Consider the following 22,724-nt stretch of genomic DNA (forward strand, 5'->3'; position numbering starts at 1 on the left):
GGTGACACCCCGTTCCCGTCAGGGGCCGGTCGTCGCGTTCAGCGGTTCGGTCGGCCCCTTCAGTACGGCCAGGAGCTCGCGCATGGCGGCCAGGCCCGCTCTGGCCTGGTCCGCGGCGCCGTCGAGGTCGTCGCGTTCGGCGTGTGCCACCACCTCGTGCGCGTGGTGCAGCACGGCCTGACGCAGCTCGGCGGCGATCCGCTGCCGTTCGGCGCGCGCCTCGACGACGGCGGACCACACCACCGCCGTCAGATGGCTGTCCTCCCGCCGGGTGACGTACTCGCGACGCCTGCGCACGAACACGCCCACGCCCCACACGCCGGCCGTCACCAGGGCCAGGGGCAGCGTGAGGAGGACGGCGAGGAAGACGTGGAACCAGGGGCCGATGCCCTCCGCCCGGGCCGCGTCGGCGCCGTCCAGCAGGCCCAGCGCGACCGTCGTCGACGCGAGACCGGCGGCGACCAGCCCGATCGCCGGCCAGGTGCGGTCGGCGGGCCCCGCGAAGGCCGCCACCGCGTACAGGGCGACACAGTCCGCGCCTGCCCCCGCCATGGTCAGCGCCCACGCCACGTCCGACGGCAGCACCCCGAACGCCAGGCAGAGCGCCGGGATCCAGGCGGTGGCCAGCACCACGAGGAGCACGGTCCAGGGGGCCCGGCGCCGCCACACCAGCGCCAGCGCGTGGAGGACGGCGGGCGGGCAGGCCGCGGCGGTGGCGCCGGGCCGCTCGATGAGCACGGCGACGACCGGGAGCGCCGTCAGTGCCAGCACGGTCGCCGCGTCGGTCCAACTCCAGCGCGGCGGCGCCGAGTTGACCCCGGCGTTCGACGAGGGTCGCGGCAGCCGTGCCCGCACCGACCACCCGGGAGCGTCCCTCCGGGCCCCCGACACGAGCGTCCCCCCGACCCCCCGCGCCCGATCCCGCATACCGGCGGTCCCGCGCCCGCCGCCGAGGCCTTGCGTGGCCCGCGTCGTGTCGGCGGTGGCGGGGGCCGCGACGGCGGTGCTGGTGCTCGGCGCCCCCGCGGTGGTGGAGGCCGTGGCCGGGGGTGGGGTCGCGTCGTCCTCCACTGCGACGTCCAGGGCGCCGTCGGAGTCCCGGATCACCACACGTACCGTCGCGCCGGGGGCGTAGCGGAGCGTGTTGGTGAGGGCCTCGCGTGCGATGCCGAAGGCGGCCTCGGCCACCGGGCCCGTCAGGCCGGCCGCGCCGGGCGCGATGTCCACGTCGACGCGCTGGCCCAGGCGTACGCACCCCGCCGCGAGTTCGGCGACCCGCTCCGCGAGCGGGCTCTCCTCGTCGGCCGCCGACGTCCACATCACCGCGACGAGCCGCTGCAGCGCGACCACCGTCTCGCGCCCGGCCTCCGCCGCCAACCGCAGGGCGTCGGCGGTCAGTCGGGGGTTGCGGTCACCGACGTGGCGGGCGGCGTTGGCGGTGACCACCACGGAGGTCAGGTGGTGCGCGCTGACGTCGTGCAGTTCACGGGCGAGCCGGTGGCGTTCCGTGGTCGCCGCGGTGACCCGTGCCTCCTCGGCCCGCGCCAACTCCTGTTCGGCGGCCCGCCGTCCGGCGAGCCACCGGCGGCGGCTGCGACCGGCCCCCACGGTGCCCGCGTACACCGCGAGACTCGCCAGGGCCTCACCGCCCACGTCGACCGCCGAGTCGTACAGCAGCAGCGCCCTGACGACGCCCGAGGCGACCAGGACGGACGCGACGAGGACGGCCGTACGGGCGGGACGCCGCACCGCCACCGAGTACAGCGCGACCACACCCGCAACCGCGGCGGCCGGCAACGCCCGGTCCGGCACGACGAACCCGGCGGTCAGCAGAGTGTCGATGACGAGCGCCACGACGACCGGGTGGCGCCGGCGCACCCCGAGGACGACGCAGGCGACCACGGTCACGGCCAGGCCGACGACGAGTGCCGTCGTCTCGACCGTCTGGCCGCGCGAGAGCGCGAGCCCCGGCCAGAGGGACAACTGCGCGACCGCCAACAGCGCGGGCAGCAGCCAGTTCCGTAGGACCCCCATGATGGCGTCGATCATACTTTCGGTTCGCTGTCGGGGCCGTCCCTATCCCAGGTTGGAGACACGGGTCGTGCCCACGGCCGACGTGGGGGCCGCCCACCACGGGAATGCTGAGGGACATGACGACGAGTCACCCCTCCGGCCCCGACGAGCCGCCCCGGGCCGACGCCGGACACCCGGCCCCGCCGGCTCCGTACGGGATCCCGGACCAGTACGGGAATCCAGTTCCCTACGGGAACTCGGCCCCGTACGCGAACCCGGCCCCTTACGCGAACCCGGCCCCTTACGCGAACCCGGCCCCTTACGCGAACCCGTACGGGAACCCGACCCCGTACGGCCCCCCGGCCCCCGCCCTGCCCTGGTATCCGCCCCCGGCCCCCGCACCCCCGCCGCAGCCCCTCCCGTACCACCGGATGGCGGTGGCGGCCGGGGCCCCCGGTTGGTGGCGGTCGCCACTGGGGACCGCCGTGGTGCTCGGCGGCGCGATCCTCGTCGCCGTTGCCGTGTTCGTCGGCGGCGAGATCGCCGGTGCGGTCCTCGACCGTCCCCGCGACACCGACGGCAACGTCGTCTGGGGCGGGACCGGCGACACCGCCCTGACCCTGCTCTCCCTCGCCCTGTGCATCCCGGTGGTGCTGCTGGCCGCGCGCTGGGTGCAGCGCCGCCCGGGCGGCACTGTCTCCTCGGTGACGGGCGCGCTGCGGTGGCGCTGGCTGGGGCTGTGCCTCGCGGTGGCGCTGCCCGTGTCCGCGGCGATCATGGGCCTCTCCCTGCTGCTGCCCGACCCCGAGGGCGGCGGGCCGGAGATGGCCTGGGCCGGGCTGGCCCCGTTCCTGCTCGGCCTCGCGACCGTCTGTCTGCTCGTACCGTTCCAGGCCGCGGCCGAGGAGTACGTGTTCCGGGGCTGGCTGGCCCAGGCGGTCGGAGCCTGGTTCCGCTCACCGTGGGTCGCGGTGGCACCGCAGGCGGTGCTGTTCGCCGCCGCGCACGGCTGGGGGACGCCCTGGGGCTTCGTCGACCTGGTGGTGTTCGGTCTCGTCGCGGGCCTGCTGACCATCCGCACGGGCGGCCTGGAGGCGGCGATCGCCCTGCACGTCCTCAACAACCTCCTCGCCATGGGCTTCATGGCCGCGATCGCCGGAGGCCTCGAAAGCGACGAGACGGCCGCCGACATGGACGGGCTGATGCTGGCCGTCGACGTACCGCTGGTCGTCCTCTACGCGGCGGTCGTCCTGTATCTCGCCCGCCGCCGAGGCGTCAGGACCCGTGGTCTTCACCCCGGGGAGCGCGGGCACCCGCTACCGCGCGCGACGACCGCGCCCGAGACCACCCCGTGACGTTATCGCTGCACGTTATTGCTGCTGTGCGAGCCACTCGTCGAAGGTGGTTGGCGCGATGCGGGCGCCCGCACGGGGCAGGAGTACGTCACCGGCCATTGCCGGGCCGAACAGCGATGACCACGTCGGCACGAGCTTGACCGCGCGGCCGCGCGCGTCGTTGGTGCGCCGGGCCATGTCCACCAGGTCCTGCGGCTCGGGGCCGGCGACCTCGCGGTAACACCCCTGCGGTGCACCCGTGGCGATCTCGGCGAGGATGTCGGCCACGTCCGCGGGTGCGATCGGCTGGACGAGCAGTGGCGCGATGGTGGCGGTGCCGTCCTGCTCGGTCCAGCTCGTCACCATCGCGGCGAAGTCGTGGAACTGGGTGGCCGGAACGATCGTCCACGGCACCGGGCCCTCGGTCACGAGACGCTCCTGCTCGCGCTTGCCGGCGTAGTGCGCGTTGCCCTCGACGTGGTCGATGCCGGCGATCGAGAGCAGAACGTGGTGGCGGACACCGGCCCGTTCCTCGGCGGCGAGCAGCGTCCGGGTGGTGGTGCCGAAGTACGCCACCGCTTCGTCCCGGTCGGTCGCCGTGCAGTTGGTGGCGTCCACGACGGCCTCGACGCCGGTCAGGGCGGCGTCGAGGCCGTCGCCAGTGGTCAGGTCCACGCCGAGTGAGCGGCTGATGCGCACGACGTGGTGTCCGGCCTGTTCCAGGGCGGCGACGGTGAGGGCCCCGATGTTCCCGGTTGCTCCGGCAACGGCGATTCGCATGGTCCGCATGGTGATCTCTCCTCTGTCTCTCGCGCTGCCACCGGACGCTATCTCGGACTAAATGGATCCGCAATATCTGGGATAGGGTGGGGGTCATGAAGCTGCCTGTGAGTACGGAATGGCTGTTGCACTGCGCTACGTCGCTGGCGCAGCTCGACGCGGGGGCCACCGCGTCGGCGGCACAGCTCGCCCAGTACTTCGACCTGCCGGCGGCCTATCTCGCCAAGCAGCTGCAGGCGCTGGTCAAGGCCGGTGTGCTGGCCGCGACGACGGGCCCGCGCGGTGGGTTCCGGCTGGCCCGGCCTGCCTCTGAGGTCACTCTCCTGCAGATCGTCGAGGCGGTCGACGGTGCGTCCTCGCCGTACGAGTGCCGCGAGATCCGCCAGCAGGGACGGGGAGCACTGCCCGCCGAGGAGTGCCAGAACCCCTGCATCCTCGCCGAGAAGATGGCCGAAGCCCACGAAGCCTGGCGGCACAGCCTCGCCGCAACCTCGCTCGCCGAGATCATCGCCGCACTGCCCCCATCGGCCCCATCCCGCACCCGCTTGCGCCTGACCGGGACGCCGTAGCGCGTCCGCCGCCGCATGCGACGCCGTGGAGGTCGCGCAGACAGGCGGCTGGTCAGGCCAGGCGTCGGCGGCGAGGTTGAAACTCAAGCTCAGTGGTCGTCGCGGATGGTGGTCGCGATGCCGTTGCTGATGACGACCTCGGCGCTGACACCCTTCTTGGCGGCGGCCTCCAGCTCCGCCTCGGTGCACTGGGTGCCGCCCTGGCCGCCCTCATCGGTGTTCTCGTCTCCGCAGATGTCGCCGTAGCCCCAGATCTTGGTGTCCTCGGCGACGAAGAACTGCTGTTCGGTGCCCTTCTGGTCGGAGACCGTGTACTTGCCGGGCGCCAGGTAGGAGACGTTGCCGAACCACGTTCCGTCGACCCCCTTGCCCTTGCCGAGGCCCTCGACGACCGTCTCACGGGACCCGGAGCCGGACCCGGAGTCCTGGGCGGTGCGCCGTTCGGTCACCAGGGTTGCCACGCCGTCCTTCATCTTCACGTCGGCGTCGACGGCGCCCTTCTTGGTGGCCGCCTCCAGCTGGTCCAGGGTGCAGGGCGCGTCCACCTTGGCCCCGGCCTCGCCGCAGATCGTGCCGACGCCGTAGACCTCGGTGTCGTCGGCGACCCAGAACTGCTGGTCGCCCTTGCCCGGCACGGACACGATGTACTTGCCCGGGGCGAGATAGGTGACCTCGCCGTTCTCGAACGAGCCGCTGACCCCCTCGGCGTTCTTGGACTTCCCCGAGCCCTGGGAGTTCTGGGATCCCTCTGAGCCCTTTGACCCCTTGGAGTCCGACGACCTCTCCGCGACCGCCGCCGAGCCCGAGCCGCCCGCGCTGGACGAGCCCGACGAACCGGATGCGGTGTCGGTGCCGTTCTGGCACGCCGTCATCAGCAGTCCGGCGGTGAGAGCGGCGGTGACGACGACGGCCTTGCGCAGGTGGCGGTTGATCACGGGAGGTTCCTTCCTGGGTGGGGTGGCGGGGAGTCGACGGCGTTCGTGCTTCCTTCGTCTCCCGCTCTGTGCTGACTATGAGGAGCCGTGGAACCCGCAGGTCACGCCCGTCGCCTCCTCAGGACACCGCCGTAGCGCGGCCGTGACACGGCAACACCTCTGCTGCGCACGGCAGTTGTCGGACGCGCCGCCTTGCGTCACGCGCACGGGCGTGGCCGCGGCCCTGGCGGAGGGCGGAGGGCGGAGGGCGGAGGGCGGAGGGTGGAGGGTGGAGGGCGGAGGGTGATGTGACGGGCGTCACGCACTCCGAGAAATATCTGACGCGTCAGTTACTGTTCTCTCAGGTGAGTCGCTCGCAATCCGGCGGGCGCCACACCCTCGCCGAGGATCTCCATGAAGCTGGTCTATGTCTTCGATGCCTACTGCGGCTGGTCGCACGGGTTCTCCGGCACCCTGAGCGAGGTCGTCGCCCGCCACCCCGAGCTGCCGGTCGAGGTCGTCTCCGGCGGGCTGTTCACCGGGTCGCGCCGGGTGCCGATCCGTCAGTTCGGCTACGTCCAGGGCGCCAACGCCCAGATCGCGGAGGTGACCGGCGCCGAGTTCGGCGAGGCGTACGAGCGGCTCATCGCGGACGGCTCGTTCGTGATGGACTCCGAGGCCGCTGCCCGCGGTCTGGCCGCCCTGCGCGAAGCCGCCCCCGACCGGGCCGCGGAACTGGCCGTCGAACTCCAGCGCGTGTTCTACGTCGACGGCCTCAGCCTCTCCGACCCGGCCACCTACCGGAAGATCGCCGAGGACGCCGGACTGGACGCCGACGCCGTGGTCACCGCGTTCGAGTCGCCCGGGGCGAAGGCGGCGGCGGAGGCCGACTTCCGCCGCGCCGCCGAGCTGCGTGTCGCCGGATTCCCCACGTTCCTGGCCGTCGACGGCGAGGGAGGCGTCACCGAACTGGCGTACGGCCGTGCCACCGCCGACGAGATCGACGAGCGGCTCGGCGCCGCGGCCATCCTCTGAACCACCCCCGCCCCCACCGGGGCCCCGCACACCCCCCGCCAAGGAGCCAACGATGAGCACCCTCTCCTACAAGGTCCTCGACCTCGACTTCCCGGCCGGCAGCAAGAACAAGACCGCCACCCTCGTCACCGGCGAGAACGAGGCCCTGCTCGTGGACGCCGCCTTCACCCGCGCCGACGGCCACCGCCTGGCGGCCGAGATCCTCGACTCCGGCAAGAAGCTGACCACCGTCTTCGTCTCCCACGGCGACCCCGACTTCTACTTCGGCGCCGAAGTGATCGCCGACGCCTTCCCCGACGCGGTCTTCGTCGCCACGCCGCTCGTCATCGACCACATCCACCACTCCTACGAGGGCAAGCTGAAGGCCTGGGCGGCCCTCGGCGCCAACCTGCCGACCCGCCTGGTCGACCTCGAACCGCTCACCGGTGACCTCACCCTGGAAGGCCACCGCTTCGAGCTCAGGGGCGGCCCGGCCGCCCTGCCCGACCGCCACTACCTGTGGCAGGCCGAGTCCCGCGCCCTCCTCGGCGGCGTCCTGCTCTTCCAGCAGGAGCACGTCTGGGTCGCCGACACCCCCACCCCGGGCGACCGCGCTGCCTGGATCGACCTGCTGGACGAGATGGCCGCGCTCGACCCCGAGCTGGTCGTCCCCGGCCACCGTCTGCCCGGCACCCCGGCCGACGCCTCCGCCATCGCCGCGACCCGCGCCTACCTGCTCGCCTTCGAGGAGGAGTTGGACAAGGCCGCCGACGGCGCGTCCCTCACCGAGGCGCTCGTCAAGCGCTACCCGGACAACGGGATGGGGATCGCCGCGCAGATCGGCGCGAAGGTCGCCAAGGGCGAGATGACTTGGGGCTGACGGGGATGACCGCCACCGACTTCGCCACGTCCACCGCCCCCGCGGACGTCGTACGCCGCCAGTACCTAGCCTCCGCGGCGCGTGACCTGGCGGCCCTGCGTGCCACCCTCGCCCCCGACGTGGAGTGGACGGAGATGGCGGGCTTCCCCCTCGCCGGTACCTACCGAACCCCCGACGGGGTCACGTCCAACGTCATGGAGAAGCTCGGCCAGGACTGGGACGACTGGACCGCCCACGACGACACCTATGTCGTCGACGGCGAGAACGTCGTCGTCCTCGCCCGCTACACCGCGACCAACAAGGCCACCGGCAAGCACATCCACGTCCGCGTCGCCCACCACTTCACCGTCCGCGGCGGCCTCATCGTCCGCTTCGAACAGTTCGTCGACACGGCCCTCGTCCGCGAGGCCATGCCGACCTGACCGCATCCGGCCCCGGTCACCCGTGGCCCTGACACCCGCGGTTCCCACACCCGCCGTTCCCCACCCCCGTCCTGACACCGCGTCAGGCCGGGCGGGGGGCCACCCACAGGGCCGAGGAGGTGCCGCAGAGGTCGCCCTCGGCCGTGGCCAGGGCGGCGCCCACGCGGTGCTTCCGGCCCTCCTCCGCGACGATCCACGCGTATGACACCAGCCGCGCGGAGATCGGCACCGGCCGGAGCAGCCGGGCGGTGAGCGAGGCGGTCACCGCGCCCCCGGGCATCGTCCCGAGCTGCCGGCCCGCCGCGTTTCCCGGGCAGTCCAGCGCCCCCCACACCAGCTCCGCCGGCAACATCCCGTCGGCGTCCGCGAGCGCGGGGCCCGGTGTCCACGCCGTGGCCACCAGGTCCCGGCCGGGGACGCCTCCGCAGTGCAGGCGGAGCCCGGTGTCGGGCGTACGGTCGAGCCCGCAGCCGAAGCAGTCCACGGCCCCCGCCGGCGGTGCCGCGCGATAGGCCTCGGCCGCCGCGGACGCCTCCGCCCAGGAGGGGGGTTCGGGTACGCCGAGTGCCGCGAGGTCCGCCTCGTCGGGCACGGCCGCCGCGAGGACCCCGTCCGCGCCGGTCAGCACGGCCCCGCCGTCGGCGGTCCGCGCGAGCCCCACCGGCACGTCGACGGGCGTCGGCCGCCGGAAGTCCACCCGTACGGTCCCGGCCGCCGCCCGCCGGGCCAGCACCCCCGCCACGTACCCGCCGAACGCCACCCCGGGATAGCCCCGCAGCAGGTCGGGCACCGTGATCGTCTCGATGTCGCTCATACCGCCCACTCCACCACACCGCTCCTGACGACCGCCGGAGCGCGCCCCTCCCCGCCCGACCACCACCACACGGCCGGGCCCTTCGCGTGGGCGTGCGCCGACAGCAGCTTCATGAACGCCTTGGCCTGACCGGCCGTGAGGTGGTCCGGGAAGCGGGTGAACGTGTCGTAGTTGTCGGGCTCGACCGCCTGGTACCCCTTGGCCGCGCACCCGTCGATCCAGCCGTTCACCCGGGAGGCGACGCGCTCCCGCTTGGCGGCCGTGCGAATGTCCAGGACCGCCTCCTTCCACTCCTCGTCGCGGACGACCTTCCCGTCGGCGTCGCGCAGCAGCAGGTCGGGGTCCCAGTCGTCCTCCGCGTCCTCCTGCGCCTGGAGGGCGTTGAAGTTGCAGATGTTGTACGCCCCCGGAGCGGCCGGGTCCTCGTAGCTACGGCTGACCCCCGCACGCCGGCCGGCAGGGTGTACGCGCCGCCGATCTGGTAGTCCCACCGCACGTGCTTCGGCGGCAGGGCCACCACGGCGGACCCCGACTTTGACCCCGACCCCGGTGCGGAGGGGGAGGCGGGCGCATCGGCCGACGGGGAGCTGTCGTTCCGGTCCGCCAGGCTCTTCTCCTCCGTCTCCCCGCTCGTCGTCATCACCGTGAAGCTCAGCCCGGTGGCGACCAGGACGGCAGCGAGACCGATGAGAACGCGCAGCCCTCGTCGCACCCGGCCACGTACCGCGCCCGCCACCGGCCGGGCCGCCCGTCCGGCTCGCGCACGGTCACCGAGGGCCGATCCGTGTCGGCGTCGAGGACGTCCACGGCCTCGGTGGCGAAGCGCACCCGGCCGCCGACGGCCAGGAACCGGGTCAACAGGTCGGTGACCAGGAGCTGTTGGGGGTAGACGGTGTGCCGCTCACCACGCCCGAGGCCGCTGTAGTCCAGCCGGAACCGGCCGTCCTCCGTGCGGAACTCGCAGGTGCTGTGGGCCTGCCCGTGCCGCCGCAGCCCCTCGGCCAGCCCGTGCCGCTCCAGGATCCATACGGTGCGGGCGGCCAGGAACCCGGCGCGCGCCCGGGTCTGGACGTGCGCGCGCTCGGCGCGCTCCAGCACGACGCAGTCGATCCCGCTGTCCTGGAGGAGATTGCCGAGCACGAGCCCGGCCGGCCCGGCGCCGAGGACGACCACATCGGCTGCTCTCCGGATCTTCCTATCTGTCACGAGAAGGGATGGTAGGTGCGCGGAAGTTCCCTACCGGACGAAAATCACCTGAACGAGAAGAGCGGAAACCATGACGTGTCGTCAGGCGGCCGTGGCGCTGGCGGAGGACCGCCGTCAGGCGGCCGTGGCGGGGCGCGGGGTGCCGTGGAAGACCTGGCTGAGGTGTCGGTCGAGGTGGCCGGCCGCCACGGGGCGGACGCCCGGCTGCGGGCCGACCAGCGCGTGACTCGCCAGTGCGAGCACAGGCACAGCCCGTTGTCGACGTCGTCGGGTTCGCCCGGCGCCCACCAGCGCACATGGGCGGCCTCCAGTCCCACCCTGGCCACATCGGTACGCTCCTCGTTCGCGCGGTGGCACCGTGACCGACGGCGCACATGTGGCCGACCTTCCTGCGCCATCCCCTCACGGCCAGGTGCGCTCGACACGGTCGTGCCGCACGGCGTAGACCGCCGGCCCGCCCTTCTCGACCGCCCGGTGGATCGAGTTCCGGTGCATGACGAGGCGATCGATCATCTCGGCGCTGCGAAGCTGCTGGTTGTCCAGGTAGAACAGCACAGCCTCGCGTTCCAGGACTGGTCGGATCTCCAGGTCGCGGGTCTTGATCCGTCCGTCCTTCGAGAGCGGAACCCAGGAGCGGTCGAGACCGTGTGTGATCCACTCCTCGTCCGGGATGTCCTGGCCGTCGTCCGGGAAGACGTCCCCGATGCGGTGAACCGTCCACCCGCAGGTTCTCAGGCCCTCCGCCACACGGCGACCGAGATTCCGGTCGAGGAAGAACTCGGGGGAGGACTCAGGCGACAAGGTGCACCACTGCCTGGCAGAGCGCGTCCACCTGCTCAGGCGTCATGTCGTAGTCGTAGGCGATGTCCTCGACGGTTTCCCCGGCCTCCCACAGGTCGGTGATCGCCTGGACCGTGACGCGGTTCGCGGCCACGACAGGGAGCCCGTGGCCGAACCTCGGGTCGATCACTACGGGGACGGAGTCCGGGTACTGCCTCAGCCGCAGGCTGGAGGGGAAGTCCTCGCCCGGCTCCCACGTGAGGTAGCGGAGATAGTCGGAGACCACCTCGTGGATGGGGACCTGGCCGTCGCGGGCTCTGCGGAGATCCCCCCAGCCGTGCTCGATGAAGATGTCCACGCCGTCCGTGGCGATTCTCCTGGAGACGAGGCCATAGGGAGTGTCGAAGGCGTCCCGTACGGCGGCGGCCGCCTCCCTGATCTCGCTCATGCGGAGCCCCAGAGAACGCAGGGAACGCAGGGCATGCGCCTCGGCCACCGCGATGAACGGCACCGAAGGCTGCCCCTTCCGCACCGGCTCCACTTGGTGGACCAGGGGTGCTCCGGCAGCTTTGCCCTTCAGCCACGAGGTGAGGGTCGACTGAGGAATCTGAAGGTAGGAAGCTGTTTCCGTGGGCGTCAGGAGCCCGTCTGTGAACCTGTCGACCATGTCCCACCTCCTCTTGGCGTCAGATTTCGCATCGTGCCACATCAAGCCTCCCACCTGCGGGTGGACCGCACACCCGGCCACCGGCTCAGCCCGTCGCAGGGAGTTGGTCCCGGGACCGGCAGTCCCGGCAGTGGCTGTGTCCCGCGGAGCGGAAGCCTCGGTCGCAGCCGTCGCAGTTCCGCATTTGCAGGAACACCGGGCGTTCTGGGGTTTCGGGACTTCCGGTCGCCGGTGCCGGTGTGGTCAGGGGTGTCTCCTTTAGGCGGTAGGCGAGGATGCCGACAGGCCGGACGAGGAGGTCCTCCGGGAGTCGGGCGGTGAGGTGGTCGGTGATCTGGGTGGGGAGGAGGCCTGCGCCGAACCACCGGGTGACGGCCGGGGCGAGGCGGGCGGCTTCTCGCTCGGACAGGACGAGGCGGGGATCGACCCGGCGGAGCCCGGCGAGCAGGCCGATGGCTCGGGGGTCGGCGTCGGTGAGTGGGGCCGGTGCCTTCTCCGTCTCCACCTCCGTCTGTACGGGCGCCTGTACGGGCGTCTCCACTGCGTCCCGCACGGCCCCGGACGCGGGTGCGGGCGTGGCCGCAGCGGGCCGCTTCCGGGGGCGGCGAGGCTTGGGCGGCCTGGGAGACCCGCCGGGATCCGGGGCGGGTTCGCCGCCGGGTACGTCGTAGAAGTACGTCCGGGTGCGGACCTGGCCGGTGGGCGTTCGCTCGCGGCGGCGTTCCAGGTATCCGGCCGCTTCCAGTTCCCTCAGCGCTCGCGAGATGAGGATCTCGCCCTCGTCGAAGTGTGCGCACAGGGCGGCGATGCTCACGCACGTGCCGTCGGGAAGGGAGGAGATGTACGTCGCGACGCCGACCGTGACCGCGCTGCCGCGTCGCTGGGCGAGGGCGTTGGAGATCACCGTGAAGTCGGCCGTCAGGCGGGTGCGTACGTGGATCACGCCGGAGGTCGGAGCAGCTCCGGCGTCGGCGCACAGGGGCGCGTTAGACTGCGAATCAGCCATCGGGAAGGTTGTGTCTTCCTGGTTGGTCAGGCCCTCGTTCGGGATTGCCGTCCCGGCCGGGGGCCGAAGTCTGTGTGCGGTTGTCGCGGCGAACGTAACCGTCCGCATCCCGCGCCTGCAAGCCGGTCACTCGGACGGGTGATGCGCCCCTCGCGGTCAGGGAGGGTGGGTGGGCGGGTAGTTCTTTCCCCCGGTTCTTTCAGGAGGTCAGCGGCCCGCCGGACCCTCGTGGGCAAGGGCCCGGTGAGCCCGGGAGGCAGACGGTGGCCGGGGCCCGGCTGTCTCAGGGGCGGTGGTGCGGCCCGGCTTTCAACTCGCCTATGAACGCGGCCCAGGAGGCGGCGTGGAAGCACAATGCCGGACCGTACGGGACCTTGCTGTCACGGACCGGGACGACGGCCTCTCGGAACCCGTCGGCCACCTCCACGCAGTCGCCCCCCGCCTGATTGCTGTAGCTGCTCCTGCGCCAAGCGGCGCCGTTCAGATCGAGACGGGAGATTCGAGCCACGGTAGTTGCCCTCCATCGTGGACCGGATCATGTCGATTGACATGACCGGGGGCAGGGCTGCCGCCCGCAGCCGATCGTAAATCACCTTGTAACGGCTGACGTTGGCTGGTTCCTCGATCAATTGGCCATAGTCCGAACCCTCTGTGTAGGCCACTTCTGAGCCGTCCGACAGGGTCAGGATCGTCAGCGAACCGCCCATGGCCTCATGCCCGCCTTGGTCGAAGGGCAGTGCCTGCACAGCGATGTGACGTTCCGTGGCAGCGTCCAGCAGTCGCGCCAACTGCTTCCGCATCACGGCGTGGCCACCGATCGGACGTCTCAGTACCGCCTCGTCCAGGATCACGCACAGCTCCGGCCGGCCGGGTGAACTCAGCCTCTCCTGCCGCCCCATACGGGCTGTGACTCGCTCCTCCAACTGTTCCTCGCCGTCCAACAGAGCGTCCAAGCTGAGAACAGCCCGCGCATAGTCCTCCGTCTGCAACAGACCCGGCACCACATGCGCCGCGTACTGCCGGATGACCACCGCCCGCGCCGAGTACTCCATGAACTTGCGCGACCAGTCGGGGAACGCCTCCCGATACACGTACGGCCACAGGTCCACCAACAAGTCGTCCGCGCCGAGGACCGCGTCCAGCGCCCGCGCCAGCTCCAGCGTCGGCTTCGCTCCGGACGCCCGCTCGATCTGGGTGATCCGCGTGCTCACCACGTGCGTCCGGTCACCGAGTTCGGCCTGCGTCAGTCCGGCCGCCGTGCGGAGCTTGCGCACCCGCGCGCCGAACAGCGCCGCCATCGACGCGCTGGGATCAATTCCGTTGGCCAAAGCGTCACTTCCGTTCCTTACGGACTGAAAAGTAAGGCTGCGTCACCTGTCGAGCGTAGGGCGATCGGACGACTCTTGGACACGGAACGTGACGATTCGCGTACGCCGCGAGATGTCTCAGCTCGACAGACAGGAACGGAACAGCCGTGCTGACAGCAACCACCACCTCGGCAGACGAACCGCGGCGGAGCACCACGCACCTCGCGGCAGAGACCGCGCTCGTCGACGAGGTCGAGCCCGGTGGCCTCCCCGCGATCGCCGAGCGGTTCGTCTCCTCTCCGCGAGGTGCGAGGCTTGCCCGGCACCTCGCCGTCAGGCACATGGAGGAGTGGGGCTACCCGGCGGCGTCCGACGTGTCGTGCAGTGTCGCTCTCGTCGTCGGCGAACTCGCCGCGAACGCCGTACAACACGGCCGAGTCCCCGGACGGGACTTCGGTCTCAGGCTCGTCCTCGACCTGGCGGCAGGGCTGGTTCGTATCGAGGTCGCCGACGCCGCCTCCGCGAAGCGGCCACCCACGGCCCCGCCCTCGTCGTACCCCGAGGGCGAGTCCGGGCGAGGGCTGCTGCTGGTGGACGTCCTGGCCGCGCGCTGGGGATCGGAGCCTCGTCGCCCGGTGGGCAAGACGGTGTGGGCGGAGGTGCCCCTTGAGGCACAGCCGGTGTTGAGGTGGTAGCCGCGTGCCTCCGCCTCTCGCTGCCCGTGCGAGGCAGGCGCGGGCACGCCAACAAGGTGTGTGACAGCGGTGATTCAGGTCGGCGGACGTGCCGTCAGGCGGCCGTGGCGGGGCGTGGTGCGCCGCGGAAGACCTGGCTGAGGTGCCAGTCGAGGTGGCCGGCCGCCACGGGGCGCACGCCCGGCTGCGGGCCGACCAGCGGGCGGCCCGCCAGCGCGAGGACCTGCTCGCGGGCGGCGGCGCTGTGGCCGACGAAGCGCTGGGAGACGAGGACGCGGTGGTCGACGTCGACCCCGAGGACGCCCTTGTCGAAGAGCTTGTGGTGGAGCGAGCACAGGCACAGGCCGTTGTCGACGTCGTCCGGTCCGCCCAGCGCCCACCAGCGCACATGGGCGGCTTCCAGGCCGACCGGGACGGGGCCGAGCCTGCCGTCGTAGCCGCAGAAGGCGCACCGGTACTCATAGGCCGTCAGCACCAGTTCGCGCATGCGCCGGTCGCGCTGCCTGCGTGCGGCCGAGAGGTGCACGACCTCTGCCGGCTCCGGTTCCAGGCCGACGGCTTCGCACAACTCGCCGTGCACGGAGGGCGGGAAGTGCCGGTCCAGCAGCAACCGCGTGATCCGGTGCAGCAGTTCCGGCTCGCCGCGCAGCGCGGCACCGAGTTCCGGGGCGAGCCGGCCGGTGGCACCCGACTCGCGCAGGTCCCGGATCCCGCTGCCGGGACTGCCGGGGCCGCGATCCGTCCGGACCTCCCACACGCCGTCGCTGACCAGGTGGTGGAACGGGTACGCCGGTGATGTCTTGTGGGGTGGGCCGTACTCGGTCAGCAGGCGCTGGAGGTCCTCCTCGACGGCGCTGTAACGGAGTTCGCCGTCGGGGTCCTGCTGGAAGCGGCCGAGGGCGTGCAGGAGCAGCAACGGCTTGTGCGGAGCGCGCGTTCCGTTCCTGGTCCACTGCCGCAGTCCCGCGATGCGCTCGAGCCAGTCCATGGCGGTGATCGTAGTGAGGCTCGCGGGTCGGGGTGAAGGGGCGGCGACCGGACTGGATCGCCGCCCCGACTGCGCCAGTTGCCGGCGAAACGCCACTTTGGTTTTGCCCTCGGGGGCAATTACCGCCGATTCCGAGGATCTTGAGTCAGGACGCGCTCACCCCGCCGGGGTGATTCGGCCAGGTCATGACGTTCCACTGGTTGATCCCGTTGGCGGGCTGCCACGCCGCGTCGCCGAACCACTGGACGCGGTTGTTTCCGGTCGAGATAGGGGTGATCCAGGAGTCGCCGGGAAGGGGCGCCGTTCCGGCGTTGGCGAAGCACCCGTTGGTGTCGGAGCGGCCGGGCTGATGGTAGGTGACCTGCACGGAGTCGGCGCGACCGCAGCCGACTTCATTGATCGCGAAAGCGTTCGTCGTGGTGACGGCGGTCGGGGAGGCCGTCACGGATTGCGAAGCGGTCGACTGTTGATACGGGTCGGCGGTGAACCGGGTTGCTTGGCTGCGGCAGAGTTCTTTCAGCCTGCCCTTTGGGGCAACTCGGGGGGCGGAAAGGGCATTGGCGCCGACGGTCGCAAAAGACTTCCCGCGCCGCAGAACCTCATCCATGTATCGCGCATCTAGAGGGGCGCAGAAGCGCACCGAGGCGTGCGCCGATTCGTGTTCGAGGGGAATCCGAGATCTCATGAAGAGCAAGCTGACCGCCATGGCCCTCGCGGCGATCGTCGTCACCGGCACCGCCGCTGCCGCCGCTCCCGCCTCCGCCGCCGCGCAGGCCGAGCCGACCCGCTGTCACACCGCGGACCTGAAGGCCGGCTTCGCCATGGGCGGTGACGCGAAGCCCGAGATGCAGCAGACCGAGAAGCAGACCCAGGCGTACATCTGGTTCACCAACAAGAGCGAGCGCACCTGCACGCTCTCCGGGTTCGCCGGGGTCGACATGGTCGGCGCGCAGACGACCGACGGCACGTGGTCGCTGATGCGCTCCGCCCAGAAGCCGCAGAAGCTGACCCTGGAGAAGGGGGACACGGTGGACTTCAGCATCACCCTGCTCCCGGTGGCCGCGTCGACGCCCCGGGCGGAGAAGTTCGTCCCCGCGAAGTTCCTGGTGACCCCGCCGAACGAGACGGACCACTTCACCCTGACGTGGCCCTTCGGCGGCCAGATCCTCAAGCAGGACGCCGCCACCCGCCCGGCCACCTACCTCAACCCGATCGGCCTGTAGCCGACGCGGAAGGAAGGGGGGCGGCTTCGCACTACGAGGCCGCCCCCTCAGCGCTCACGACCGGCACGTCGTCGGTACTCCTGCGCCGACAGCGCCTCCCGGCTGTGCCCGCAGCATGAAACCGCGATGTGACACCTCGTAGGACCAGGGCTGGACGGGCTGCTCGATCTGCCGAAGACGCGTCCCCGTGACGGTCGAATCGGATCGGGCATGCCACTGGAGCTGAGCCCATGTCACCGGCCCCGTCGTGTGCTGGACGGTTGGAGGAGTTGGTCGACGGGGGCGTAGTCGTCGGTGAGGGGGCGGGCGTCGGCGGTCCAGGTCGTGAGGGGGGCGCCGGTGGTGATCCGCCAGCCGGTTCGGCGGGTGTCCAGGGCTTGCTGGGTCGCGCGCAGGTCCAGCGGCCGGTCGGAGGCGAGTACCACCAGGTTGCCGCCGTCGGGAGCGGCCGTCGTGTCGCGGCCGATGTCGGCGGGGTCGCCGACGAGGGCGACGTGCTCGAAGGTCTCGGAGAGGGTGGCCACCTCGGCGCGGGCGAAGGCCAGGTCGCCGTGGTCGATGAGGTTGGCGACGTACAGGCCGTCGGGGTCGAGGACCCGTCGTACGTCGGCCATCGCCTCCACCGTGGTGAGGTGCCACGGCACGCTGACGCCCCCGAAGGCGTCACCGACGACGAGGTCCCGGCTGTCGGCGGGCAGCGCCCGCAGGCCCAGTCGGCCGTCCTCCACGCGTACGTCGATCCCGGCCTCCGCCCGCAGACCGAGCCGCTCACGGTCGATGCGGACGACCCCGCTGTCGATCTCGGACACGAGGCTGCGCGTCCCGGGCCGCGTGGCGGCGAGGTAGCGGGGGAGGGTGAGTCCGCCACCGCCCAGATGGTGGGCGGCGAGCGGCTCCCCCTCGGGAAAGGCCGCGTCGACCGCCGACGCGATGGCGCGCACGTACGTGAACTCAAGGAACGTCGGATCGTCGAGGTCGACGTAGGAGTGCCGCACGCCGTCCAGTACGAGCGTGCGGCCGCCGTCCCGGTCGGGGTCAGCGACGACCCGGGCGCAGTGGTACCGGGTCTCCGCGTCGCAGGCACCGGGCGCGACCGCGGTGCCGAGGCCGCCGGCGAGGACCGCGAGGGTCAGGGCGGGGGTGCCGCCCCACCGGCGCGTACGCCACTCGACCAGCGCCGAGCCGACCACCAACAGGATGCCCAGGCCGATCAGGATGCCGCTCACCGGCAGCCGCGACACGAGGACGAAGCCGGTGAGGACGGTGCCGACGATGGCGCCGACCGTGCCGACGCCGGACAGCCGGCCGACGACCGTCCCGGTCTCGGCGAGGCGGGTGAGACGCAGCTTCGTCACCATCGGCGTCACCGCGGAGAGCAGCGCGCCCGGTACGAGGATGGTCAGCGACGCGATCAACAGCAGCAGCGCCGGTGCCCACTCCGCGGTGGTGCGCAGCACGGCGGGGGTGAGCGCCACGACCGCTCCCGACACCCCGAGCGAGGGGCCGATCAGGCGGCGCGGATCGACCTGGTCGGCGAGGATCCCACCCAGCCACGAGCCGACGGCTATCGCCGTGAGGGCGATGCCGATCACCATGGTGCTGGTCTCCAGGGTGAGGCCGAGATAGGGAGCCAGCAGCCGCAGGGCGACGATCTCGACCACCAGGACCGCCGCCGACGACCCGAACACGAGCGCGGCGGCGGTGCGGGAACCCAGTCCGGGGCCGCCAGGACTGCCCTCGGCGCCGGGTGAGGACGACGATCCGGTCACGGCCGCCATCCTCGCACGCACCGATCGACCGAACAGCATCCGTGGCTGACTGCCCGGCGGCGGCCGTTCGGCGGCCGTCCGGCGTCCGTCCGGCGCTCCGTTCGGCGTCCGCCGCCGCAAAACCGTTGGCGGCAGCCGTACGACCGCTGCTAGCTTCCCGGTGGCCGTGCGAGAGAACGAGGAGGTGGTACCCGTGCACGCAGTATCGACATGGGTGCTCCCCTCCGGGGTCACGGTCGGGCGGTAGGTCGTCGCCCGGGAGCGCCGTTCACGCGCACTCCCGAAAGGCATGACCATGCGCTTCACTTCCGAGCAGCGCCTCGACGACGGCGTCCTCGAACGCGAATTCACCCTCGGCGAGATCCCCGGCACCCTGTGGACACCCGAATCCGCCGCACCGCTCCCGCTGATCCTGATGGCCCACAACAACGGCCTGCCCAAGGCGGACCCCCGGCTGGTCGCCCGCGCCCGGTACACCGCGGCACGCGGCTACGCGGTGGCCACCATCGACGCCGCCGGATGCGGTGACCGTCCCCGGTCCGCCGCCGACGAGCAGGCCCGCGCCGGCCTCCGGCGGGCGATGCGGGCCGGTGAGCCGGTCGACGAGCTCCTCGAGTCCCTCGTCGGCCCGATGGTCGAGAACGCGGTCCCGGACTGGCGCACCACCCTGGACACCCTCCTCCAACTGCCCGGCATCGGCGGCCCCGTCGGGTACTCCGGCGGTTGGGCGGCCCTCGGCATCCGGCTGGCGGCGGTCGACCCGCGCATCGTGGCCGCGGGCTTCCACGCCGGGGGATACGTGCCCCGCGCCCAGCGCGAGGAGGCCCGGCAGGTCACCGTTCCGCTGCTGTTCCTGCTGCAGTGGGACGACGAGGGCAACCCCCGGCAACGGGCCCTGGACCTCTTCGACGCCTTCGGCAGCAAGGAGAAGACCCTGCACGCCAACCTGGGCGGCCACACCGGCACGCCGTGGTTCGAACTGGAAGACAGCTGCCGCTTCTTGGACCGCCACCTGAGGTGAGACCGACCGTACGTCAGCACGGCGGGTCCTGACGTCAGGACCCGCTGTCAGGGAGTTTCCGTCGGCTTCGCGCGCAGGTGGCACCGACGACGAAGCCGGCGAGAGTCTGAAGCGGGGCCGCACGTGGTGAAAGCGCCGCGCGCGGCCCCCGGCACCGCACACCGCGCTCGAATGCACCGCCCACGTCAGCGCGCGCCCAGTCGCCGTTCCGAACGCCCGCAGAGCGCACGCCGGTTGGCGTCCCCGCCCCCCAACTCCCCCTGGCTGCACGTGTCTTGTTGTGCACCAGGGCCGGTACCTGTGCGAATACTGTGCGAAGACGTGACAGGGCGATGAGGAGGAACAAGAAGTGATCCGTGTCTCGCGCGTGACGACCGCCGTCGCGGCGGTCCTCGCGCTGGCGCTGGCGTCGCCGGGGGCGGCGCTCGCGGCGCCGGAACCGGACCCCGGGCGGCCGTCGGCTCCCGCGTCCGCAGGACTTCCCAAGGGCTGGCGGACCACCGGCTCCGGGGAGTCGGCGGAGCTGGTGTGGCGCTCGCCCGAGAAGGTGCCGGTGGGCGACGCCCAGGTCGAGTTCCGCAGTGGGGAACGCCTGTTGGGGACCCCCAGACCCGCCGCGGACGGGCGTACCTTCCGGCTGCCGCTCGACGGCGTGCGCCTCGGCAGCACCGACGACCTGCGGGTCGAGGCCGCGGGGCGTCGGCTGGACGCGGCCGGAGCGAAGGCCGCGGCCCGTGAGCGCCGCGCACTCGACGCCGCGTCGGACGACCCGTCGCCCCTGCCCCGCACGGCGGCCGTGCACAAGGTCGACCCCGGTGTGCCCGGCCCGTTCCGTACGACCAGCGGCGAGTACTCCCTGCCGTCGGTCCACCTGCCCGGCTACGACACCGACGTCGAGATGAAGGCCGTGGTGGTCGCGCCGGAGGACGCCTCGGGCAGCCGCCCGCTGGCGCTGTTCCTCCACGGGCGCCACGTCACCTGCTTCCAGGGCGACGACGTGACCCTCGAATGGCCCTGCCCGGCCGGCCACGAACCGGTCCCGAGCTACCGGGGCTACCAGCACGACCAGCGACTCCTCGCCTCCCAGGGCTATGTGACGGTCTCGATCTCGGCCAATTCGGTCAACGCCCAGGACTGGCAGGCCGACGACGCCGGCGCCCAGGCCCGCTCCTCGCTGATACGGCTGCACCTGGCCCACTGGGCGGACTGGGCCGCCGACCCGTCCACCGCGCCCGACGTCGTACGCCGGGCGCCCCGCGCCGACCTCGGCCGGGTCATGCTGGTGGGCCACTCCCGGGGCGGCGAGGGCGCCGACCGGGCCGCGCTGGACAGCCTCACCCCGCCGCCCGCCGACCGGGACGGCTACCACGGCGAGACCCGCTGGACGATACGCGGAACCGTCCTCATAGGTCCCACGATCTTCGGCCAGAACCCGGCCCCCGACGTGCCGTCCGTGACGATCCTGCCGGGCTGCGACGGAGACGTCATCGACCTCCAGGGCGAGCTCTACGTCGACGGCACCCGAGGCGTCAGCCGCGGCAAGGCCCTGCACAGCGCGGTCTACATGACCGGCGCCAACCACAACTACTTCAACAGCGAGTGGACCCCCGGCCAGGCCACGGCACCGGCCAACGACGACTTCCGGTACGGCGGCGACGAGCACGACCCGCTGTGCTCGCCGGGCACCGCGACCCGGCTCACCGCCGAGCAGCAGCAGAAGGCCGGCTCGACGTACATAGCCGCCGCGGCCAGGCTGTTCGTCGCCGGTGACGACGCGGCCCGCCCGCTGCTCGACGGCTCGCCCGTGCGCGCCGCGTCCGCCGGTCCCGCCCGCGTCCTCACCCACGCCGTCGGCGCCGCCCGCTCGGGGGCGTTCCTGCCCGTGCCCTCCGCCACGGTCGGCGGCGGCCGGCTGTGCGCCCAGGTGGACCCGGACCCCGGCGCCTCCTGCCTCGACCCCGATCTCAGGACCGCTTCCCCGCACTTCGCCCAGTGGCGCGGGGTGACGCCCGGCAAGGAGCCGGACCGGTACGCGCTGGCCATGGACTGGAGCCGCGCCGGCACCGCCACCACGCTCAGCCCCGCCCGCCCGGTCTCCCTGTCCGGCGCGCGGCAGCTGAGCCTGCGCGTGATCGTCCCGCCGAACACCACCGGCACCGAGCTGGACGTCGCCCTGACCGACATCTCCGGCAAGCGGGCGGACCTCGGCCGGGTGACCGTCGACGGCGTGCCGGGCACCTCCCGTACCTCCTCCTACTGGGCGCGCGAGGTCCGCGTGCCGCTGTCCGCCGAGACCCGGGAACGCATCGACCTCGGCCATATCGAGACGCTGCGCCTGACCCCGCGTACCGCGTCCGGGACGGCCTGGCTGATGGACGCCCACGGCTGGCGTCCCGGCACCCCCGTCGTCGAGCCCGCGCGGCTCGCGCGCGTGGACGTCGGGCACCTGAGCGTCGAGGAGGGCGACTCCGGCACCCGCACCTACCAGGTGCCGGTCCAGGTCTCCGGGTCGGGCACCGGCGAGGTCCGGCTGTTCGTGGACGAGCCGGGCGCCGACCGGCCGGTCGCGCGCACGGTGCGGGTCCGGGCGGGCACCCGTGTCGACGTGCCGGTGTCGGTCGAGGGCAACACCCGCTACGGCTCCGACGATCTCCGCCTGGTGGCCGTCAAGTCCGTACGCGGCGCGGTCGTCGGCTCCTACCTGGGCGGCGTCACCGCGCGCAACGACGACCCTCAGCCGGAGGTGACCGTGACCCCGGTCGCCGACCAGGTCACGGAGGGCCGGCCGTTGGTCTGGCGGATCAGCCTCTCCGCGCCGGCCGACGTCGTCACCTGGACGGATCTGGAGCTGCTGCCCGTCTCCGCCGGCATCGAACTGTCCACCACGGACGTCTCCGCGGCGTGGCTGGAGGAGACCTTCAATGCCTCGCCGGATCCGGAGCGACCCCTGTCCGCGCTGTCGGACGTCGCGCTGATCATGTCCGAGGTGCCGGCGGGCAGCCTGAGCATCGACGTGTCCGTACCGACCGTCACCGACGGGCTGAGCGAGGACACGGAGTCGCTGCGCCTGCGCCTGTGGACGTACGCCCCCGACGGAGCGGCGATCGAGGGCCCGCAGTTCACGGGCACGGTCCGCGACGCCGCCTAGCCAGTCCCTCACACCGCACACCTCCATGAGGTGCCGTCGGCTCTCCCGCTCCCTGGGAGGGCCGACGGCGCCACCACGGACGCGGGCGCCGTCACCTCAGCCCTAAGGGACTGTTAGGACTTCGTTCCCGCTGTTGAGCGGGGCCGCTCCGCCGTCGACTCTGTGTGCTCCCGG

23 protein-coding genes and 1 pseudogene are annotated in these 22,724 nt (G+C 72.3%); 9 read left to right on the forward strand and 15 right to left on the reverse strand.

The window, feature by feature from the left end; all coding sequences use genetic code 11:
• Positions 1-18: 18 nt before the first annotated feature.
• Positions 19-2,034: a sensor histidine kinase gene (locus PUR53_RS37830; RefSeq protein WP_329902042.1), complete on the reverse strand. Its 2,016-nt coding sequence runs from the start codon at positions 2,032-2,034 to the stop codon at positions 19-21.
• Positions 2,035-2,150: 116 nt separating this feature from the next.
• On the opposite strand from PUR53_RS37830, the gene PUR53_RS37835 reads away from it, so the two are divergent.
• On the forward strand, positions 2,151-3,368 hold the full coding sequence (locus PUR53_RS37835; protein WP_329911338.1) for a CPBP family intramembrane glutamic endopeptidase: 1,218 nt from the start codon (positions 2,151-2,153) through the stop codon (positions 3,366-3,368).
• A 15-nt stretch (positions 3,369-3,383) separates the two neighbouring features.
• Here PUR53_RS37835 and PUR53_RS37840 read toward each other — a convergent pair whose 3' ends face one another.
• Positions 3,384-4,136 (reverse strand): SDR family oxidoreductase, encoded by a 753-nt coding sequence (locus PUR53_RS37840; RefSeq protein WP_329911340.1) that lies wholly within the window; start codon positions 4,134-4,136, stop codon positions 3,384-3,386.
• Positions 4,137-4,222: 86 nt separating this feature from the next.
• Between PUR53_RS37840 and PUR53_RS37845 the strand changes: the two genes are divergently transcribed.
• Positions 4,223-4,696 (forward strand): RrF2 family transcriptional regulator, encoded by a 474-nt coding sequence (locus PUR53_RS37845; protein WP_329902045.1) that lies wholly within the window; start codon positions 4,223-4,225, stop codon positions 4,694-4,696.
• An 89-nt stretch (positions 4,697-4,785) separates the two neighbouring features.
• Here the strand turns inward: PUR53_RS37845 and PUR53_RS37850 are convergent, their stop codons facing one another.
• Positions 4,786-5,631, reverse strand: a complete 846-nt coding sequence (locus PUR53_RS37850; RefSeq protein ID WP_329911342.1) for a hypothetical protein — start codon at positions 5,629-5,631, stop codon at positions 4,786-4,788.
• 393 nt (positions 5,632-6,024) lie between these two features.
• Between PUR53_RS37850 and PUR53_RS37855 the strand changes: the two genes are divergently transcribed.
• From PUR53_RS37855 to PUR53_RS37865, 3 genes are read left to right on the forward strand one after another with little or no spacing between them, the layout of a single operon-like run.
• Positions 6,025-6,645 carry a DsbA family protein gene (locus tag PUR53_RS37855; protein WP_329911343.1) on the forward strand — a complete coding sequence of 207 codons (621 nt, stop codon included), beginning with the start codon at positions 6,025-6,027 and terminating at the stop codon, positions 6,643-6,645.
• A 52-nt stretch (positions 6,646-6,697) separates the two neighbouring features.
• Positions 6,698-7,504, forward strand: a complete 807-nt coding sequence (locus PUR53_RS37860) for an MBL fold metallo-hydrolase (RefSeq protein ID WP_329902048.1) — start codon at positions 6,698-6,700, stop codon at positions 7,502-7,504.
• A 5-nt stretch (positions 7,505-7,509) separates the two neighbouring features.
• Positions 7,510-7,926: a nuclear transport factor 2 family protein gene (locus tag PUR53_RS37865; protein WP_329911344.1), complete on the forward strand. Its 417-nt coding sequence runs from the start codon at positions 7,510-7,512 to the stop codon at positions 7,924-7,926.
• A gap of 82 nt (positions 7,927-8,008) precedes the next feature.
• Here the strand turns inward: PUR53_RS37865 and PUR53_RS37870 are convergent, their stop codons facing one another.
• From PUR53_RS37870 to PUR53_RS37910, 9 genes and pseudogenes are all read right to left on the reverse strand, one after another.
• Positions 8,009-8,740 carry a hotdog fold domain-containing protein gene (locus PUR53_RS37870; protein ID WP_329911345.1) on the reverse strand — a complete coding sequence of 244 codons (732 nt, stop codon included), beginning with the start codon at positions 8,738-8,740 and terminating at the stop codon, positions 8,009-8,011.
• Positions 8,737-9,231 (reverse strand): endo alpha-1,4 polygalactosaminidase, encoded by a 495-nt coding sequence (locus PUR53_RS37875; RefSeq protein ID WP_443080412.1) that lies wholly within the window; start codon positions 9,229-9,231, stop codon positions 8,737-8,739. The genes PUR53_RS37870 and PUR53_RS37875 overlap by 4 nt, the downstream gene beginning before the upstream one ends.
• A 160-nt stretch (positions 9,232-9,391) precedes the next feature.
• Positions 9,392-9,946 carry an FAD-dependent monooxygenase gene (locus PUR53_RS37880; protein WP_329911346.1) on the reverse strand — a complete coding sequence of 185 codons (555 nt, stop codon included), beginning with the start codon at positions 9,944-9,946 and terminating at the stop codon, positions 9,392-9,394.
• A 114-nt stretch (positions 9,947-10,060) separates the two neighbouring features.
• Positions 10,061-10,281, reverse strand: a pseudogene (locus tag PUR53_RS37885) (phosphorothioated DNA-binding restriction endonuclease); the annotation flags it as partial.
• 67 nt (positions 10,282-10,348) lie between these two features.
• Positions 10,349-10,747 (reverse strand): toxin-antitoxin system, toxin component, PIN family protein, encoded by a 399-nt coding sequence (locus PUR53_RS37890; protein ID WP_329902054.1) that lies wholly within the window; start codon positions 10,745-10,747, stop codon positions 10,349-10,351.
• Positions 10,737-11,435: a DUF433 domain-containing protein gene (locus PUR53_RS37895; protein ID WP_329902055.1), complete on the reverse strand. Its 699-nt coding sequence runs from the start codon at positions 11,433-11,435 to the stop codon at positions 10,737-10,739. The genes PUR53_RS37890 and PUR53_RS37895 overlap by 11 nt, the downstream gene beginning before the upstream one ends.
• A 43-nt stretch (positions 11,436-11,478) precedes the next feature.
• Positions 11,479-12,399 carry a hypothetical protein gene (locus PUR53_RS37900; RefSeq protein ID WP_329911347.1) on the reverse strand — a complete coding sequence of 307 codons (921 nt, stop codon included), beginning with the start codon at positions 12,397-12,399 and terminating at the stop codon, positions 11,479-11,481.
• 283 nt (positions 12,400-12,682) lie between these two features.
• Entirely contained in the window at positions 12,683-12,826 is a 144-nt protein-coding gene (locus PUR53_RS37905) for a DUF397 domain-containing protein (RefSeq protein WP_319103933.1), read from the reverse strand.
• On the reverse strand, positions 12,780-13,697 hold the full coding sequence (locus PUR53_RS37910) for a helix-turn-helix domain-containing protein (protein ID WP_329911413.1): 918 nt from the start codon (positions 13,695-13,697) through the stop codon (positions 12,780-12,782). The genes PUR53_RS37905 and PUR53_RS37910 overlap by 47 nt, the downstream gene beginning before the upstream one ends.
• 176 nt (positions 13,698-13,873) lie before the next feature.
• Between PUR53_RS37910 and PUR53_RS37915 the strand changes: the two genes are divergently transcribed.
• A complete protein-coding gene (locus PUR53_RS37915) occupies positions 13,874-14,401 on the forward strand; it encodes an ATP-binding protein (protein ID WP_329911350.1) in 528 nt (175 codons plus the stop codon).
• A 94-nt stretch (positions 14,402-14,495) separates the two neighbouring features.
• On the opposite strand, the gene PUR53_RS37920 is transcribed toward PUR53_RS37915, so the two are convergent.
• Positions 14,496-15,389: a phosphorothioated DNA-binding restriction endonuclease gene (locus tag PUR53_RS37920; protein ID WP_329902059.1), complete on the reverse strand. Its 894-nt coding sequence runs from the start codon at positions 15,387-15,389 to the stop codon at positions 14,496-14,498.
• Between the two features lie 145 nt (positions 15,390-15,534).
• The gene (locus tag PUR53_RS37925) at positions 15,535-15,996 is read right to left on the reverse strand and encodes a beta/gamma crystallin domain-containing protein (RefSeq protein WP_329911351.1); all 462 of its coding nucleotides are present in this window, start codon (positions 15,994-15,996) and stop codon (positions 15,535-15,537) included.
• A 76-nt stretch (positions 15,997-16,072) separates the two neighbouring features.
• Here PUR53_RS37925 and PUR53_RS37930 point away from each other — a divergent pair, with 76 nt between their 5' ends.
• A complete protein-coding gene (locus tag PUR53_RS37930; protein WP_329902061.1) occupies positions 16,073-16,612 on the forward strand; it encodes a DUF4232 domain-containing protein in 540 nt (179 codons plus the stop codon).
• A gap of 233 nt (positions 16,613-16,845) precedes the next feature.
• Here the strand turns inward: PUR53_RS37930 and PUR53_RS37935 are convergent, their stop codons facing one another.
• Positions 16,846-18,381 (reverse strand): fused MFS/spermidine synthase, encoded by a 1,536-nt coding sequence (locus tag PUR53_RS37935; RefSeq protein WP_329911352.1) that lies wholly within the window; start codon positions 18,379-18,381, stop codon positions 16,846-16,848.
• 295 nt (positions 18,382-18,676) lie between these two features.
• On the opposite strand from PUR53_RS37935, the gene PUR53_RS37940 reads away from it, so the two are divergent.
• Positions 18,677-19,402, forward strand: a complete 726-nt coding sequence (locus PUR53_RS37940; RefSeq protein WP_329911354.1) for a dienelactone hydrolase family protein — start codon at positions 18,677-18,679, stop codon at positions 19,400-19,402.
• 349 nt (positions 19,403-19,751) lie between these two features.
• The gene (locus tag PUR53_RS37945) at positions 19,752-22,550 is read left to right on the forward strand and encodes a hypothetical protein (protein ID WP_329911356.1); all 2,799 of its coding nucleotides are present in this window, start codon (positions 19,752-19,754) and stop codon (positions 22,548-22,550) included.
• The last annotated feature ends 174 nt before the right edge of the window (positions 22,551-22,724 follow it).

It is taken from the genome of Streptomyces sp. SP18BB07 (assembly GCF_036322545.1).
GTDB lineage: Bacteria > Actinomycetota > Actinomycetes > Streptomycetales > Streptomycetaceae > Streptomyces > Streptomyces deccanensis.

Bases quoted from the DNA above. Each gene is read 5' to 3' on its own strand.
- PUR53_RS37865 (WP_329911344.1), top strand. From the start codon at position 7,510: ATGACCGCCACCGACTTCGCCACGTCCACCGCCCCCGCGGACGTCGTA.
- PUR53_RS37870 (WP_329911345.1), bottom strand. From the start codon at position 8,740: ATGAGCGACATCGAGACGATCACGGTGCCCGACCTGCTGCGGGGCTAT.
- PUR53_RS37855 (WP_329911343.1), top strand. From the start codon at position 6,025: ATGAAGCTGGTCTATGTCTTCGATGCCTACTGCGGCTGGTCGCACGGG.
- PUR53_RS37830 (WP_329902042.1), bottom strand. From the start codon at position 2,034: ATGGGGGTCCTACGGAACTGGCTGCTGCCCGCGCTGTTGGCGGTCGCG.
- PUR53_RS37925 (WP_329911351.1), bottom strand. From the start codon at position 15,996: ATGGATGAGGTTCTGCGGCGCGGGAAGTCTTTTGCGACCGTCGGCGCC.
- PUR53_RS37940 (WP_329911354.1), top strand. From the start codon at position 18,677: ATGCGCTTCACTTCCGAGCAGCGCCTCGACGACGGCGTCCTCGAACGC.
- PUR53_RS37835 (WP_329911338.1), top strand. From the start codon at position 2,151: ATGACGACGAGTCACCCCTCCGGCCCCGACGAGCCGCCCCGGGCCGAC.
- PUR53_RS37910 (WP_329911413.1), bottom strand. From the start codon at position 13,697: ATGGCGGCGCTGTTCGGCGCGCGGGTGCGCAAGCTCCGCACGGCGGCC.
- PUR53_RS37840 (WP_329911340.1), bottom strand. From the start codon at position 4,136: ATGCGGACCATGCGAATCGCCGTTGCCGGAGCAACCGGGAACATCGGG.
- PUR53_RS37895 (WP_329902055.1), bottom strand. From the start codon at position 11,435: ATGTGGCACGATGCGAAATCTGACGCCAAGAGGAGGTGGGACATGGTC.
- PUR53_RS37930 (WP_329902061.1), top strand. From the start codon at position 16,073: ATGAAGAGCAAGCTGACCGCCATGGCCCTCGCGGCGATCGTCGTCACC.
- PUR53_RS37920 (WP_329902059.1), bottom strand. From the start codon at position 15,389: ATGGACTGGCTCGAGCGCATCGCGGGACTGCGGCAGTGGACCAGGAAC.
- PUR53_RS37845 (WP_329902045.1), top strand. From the start codon at position 4,223: ATGAAGCTGCCTGTGAGTACGGAATGGCTGTTGCACTGCGCTACGTCG.
- PUR53_RS37860 (WP_329902048.1), top strand. From the start codon at position 6,698: ATGAGCACCCTCTCCTACAAGGTCCTCGACCTCGACTTCCCGGCCGGC.
- PUR53_RS37900 (WP_329911347.1), bottom strand. From the start codon at position 12,399: ATGGCTGATTCGCAGTCTAACGCGCCCCTGTGCGCCGACGCCGGAGCT.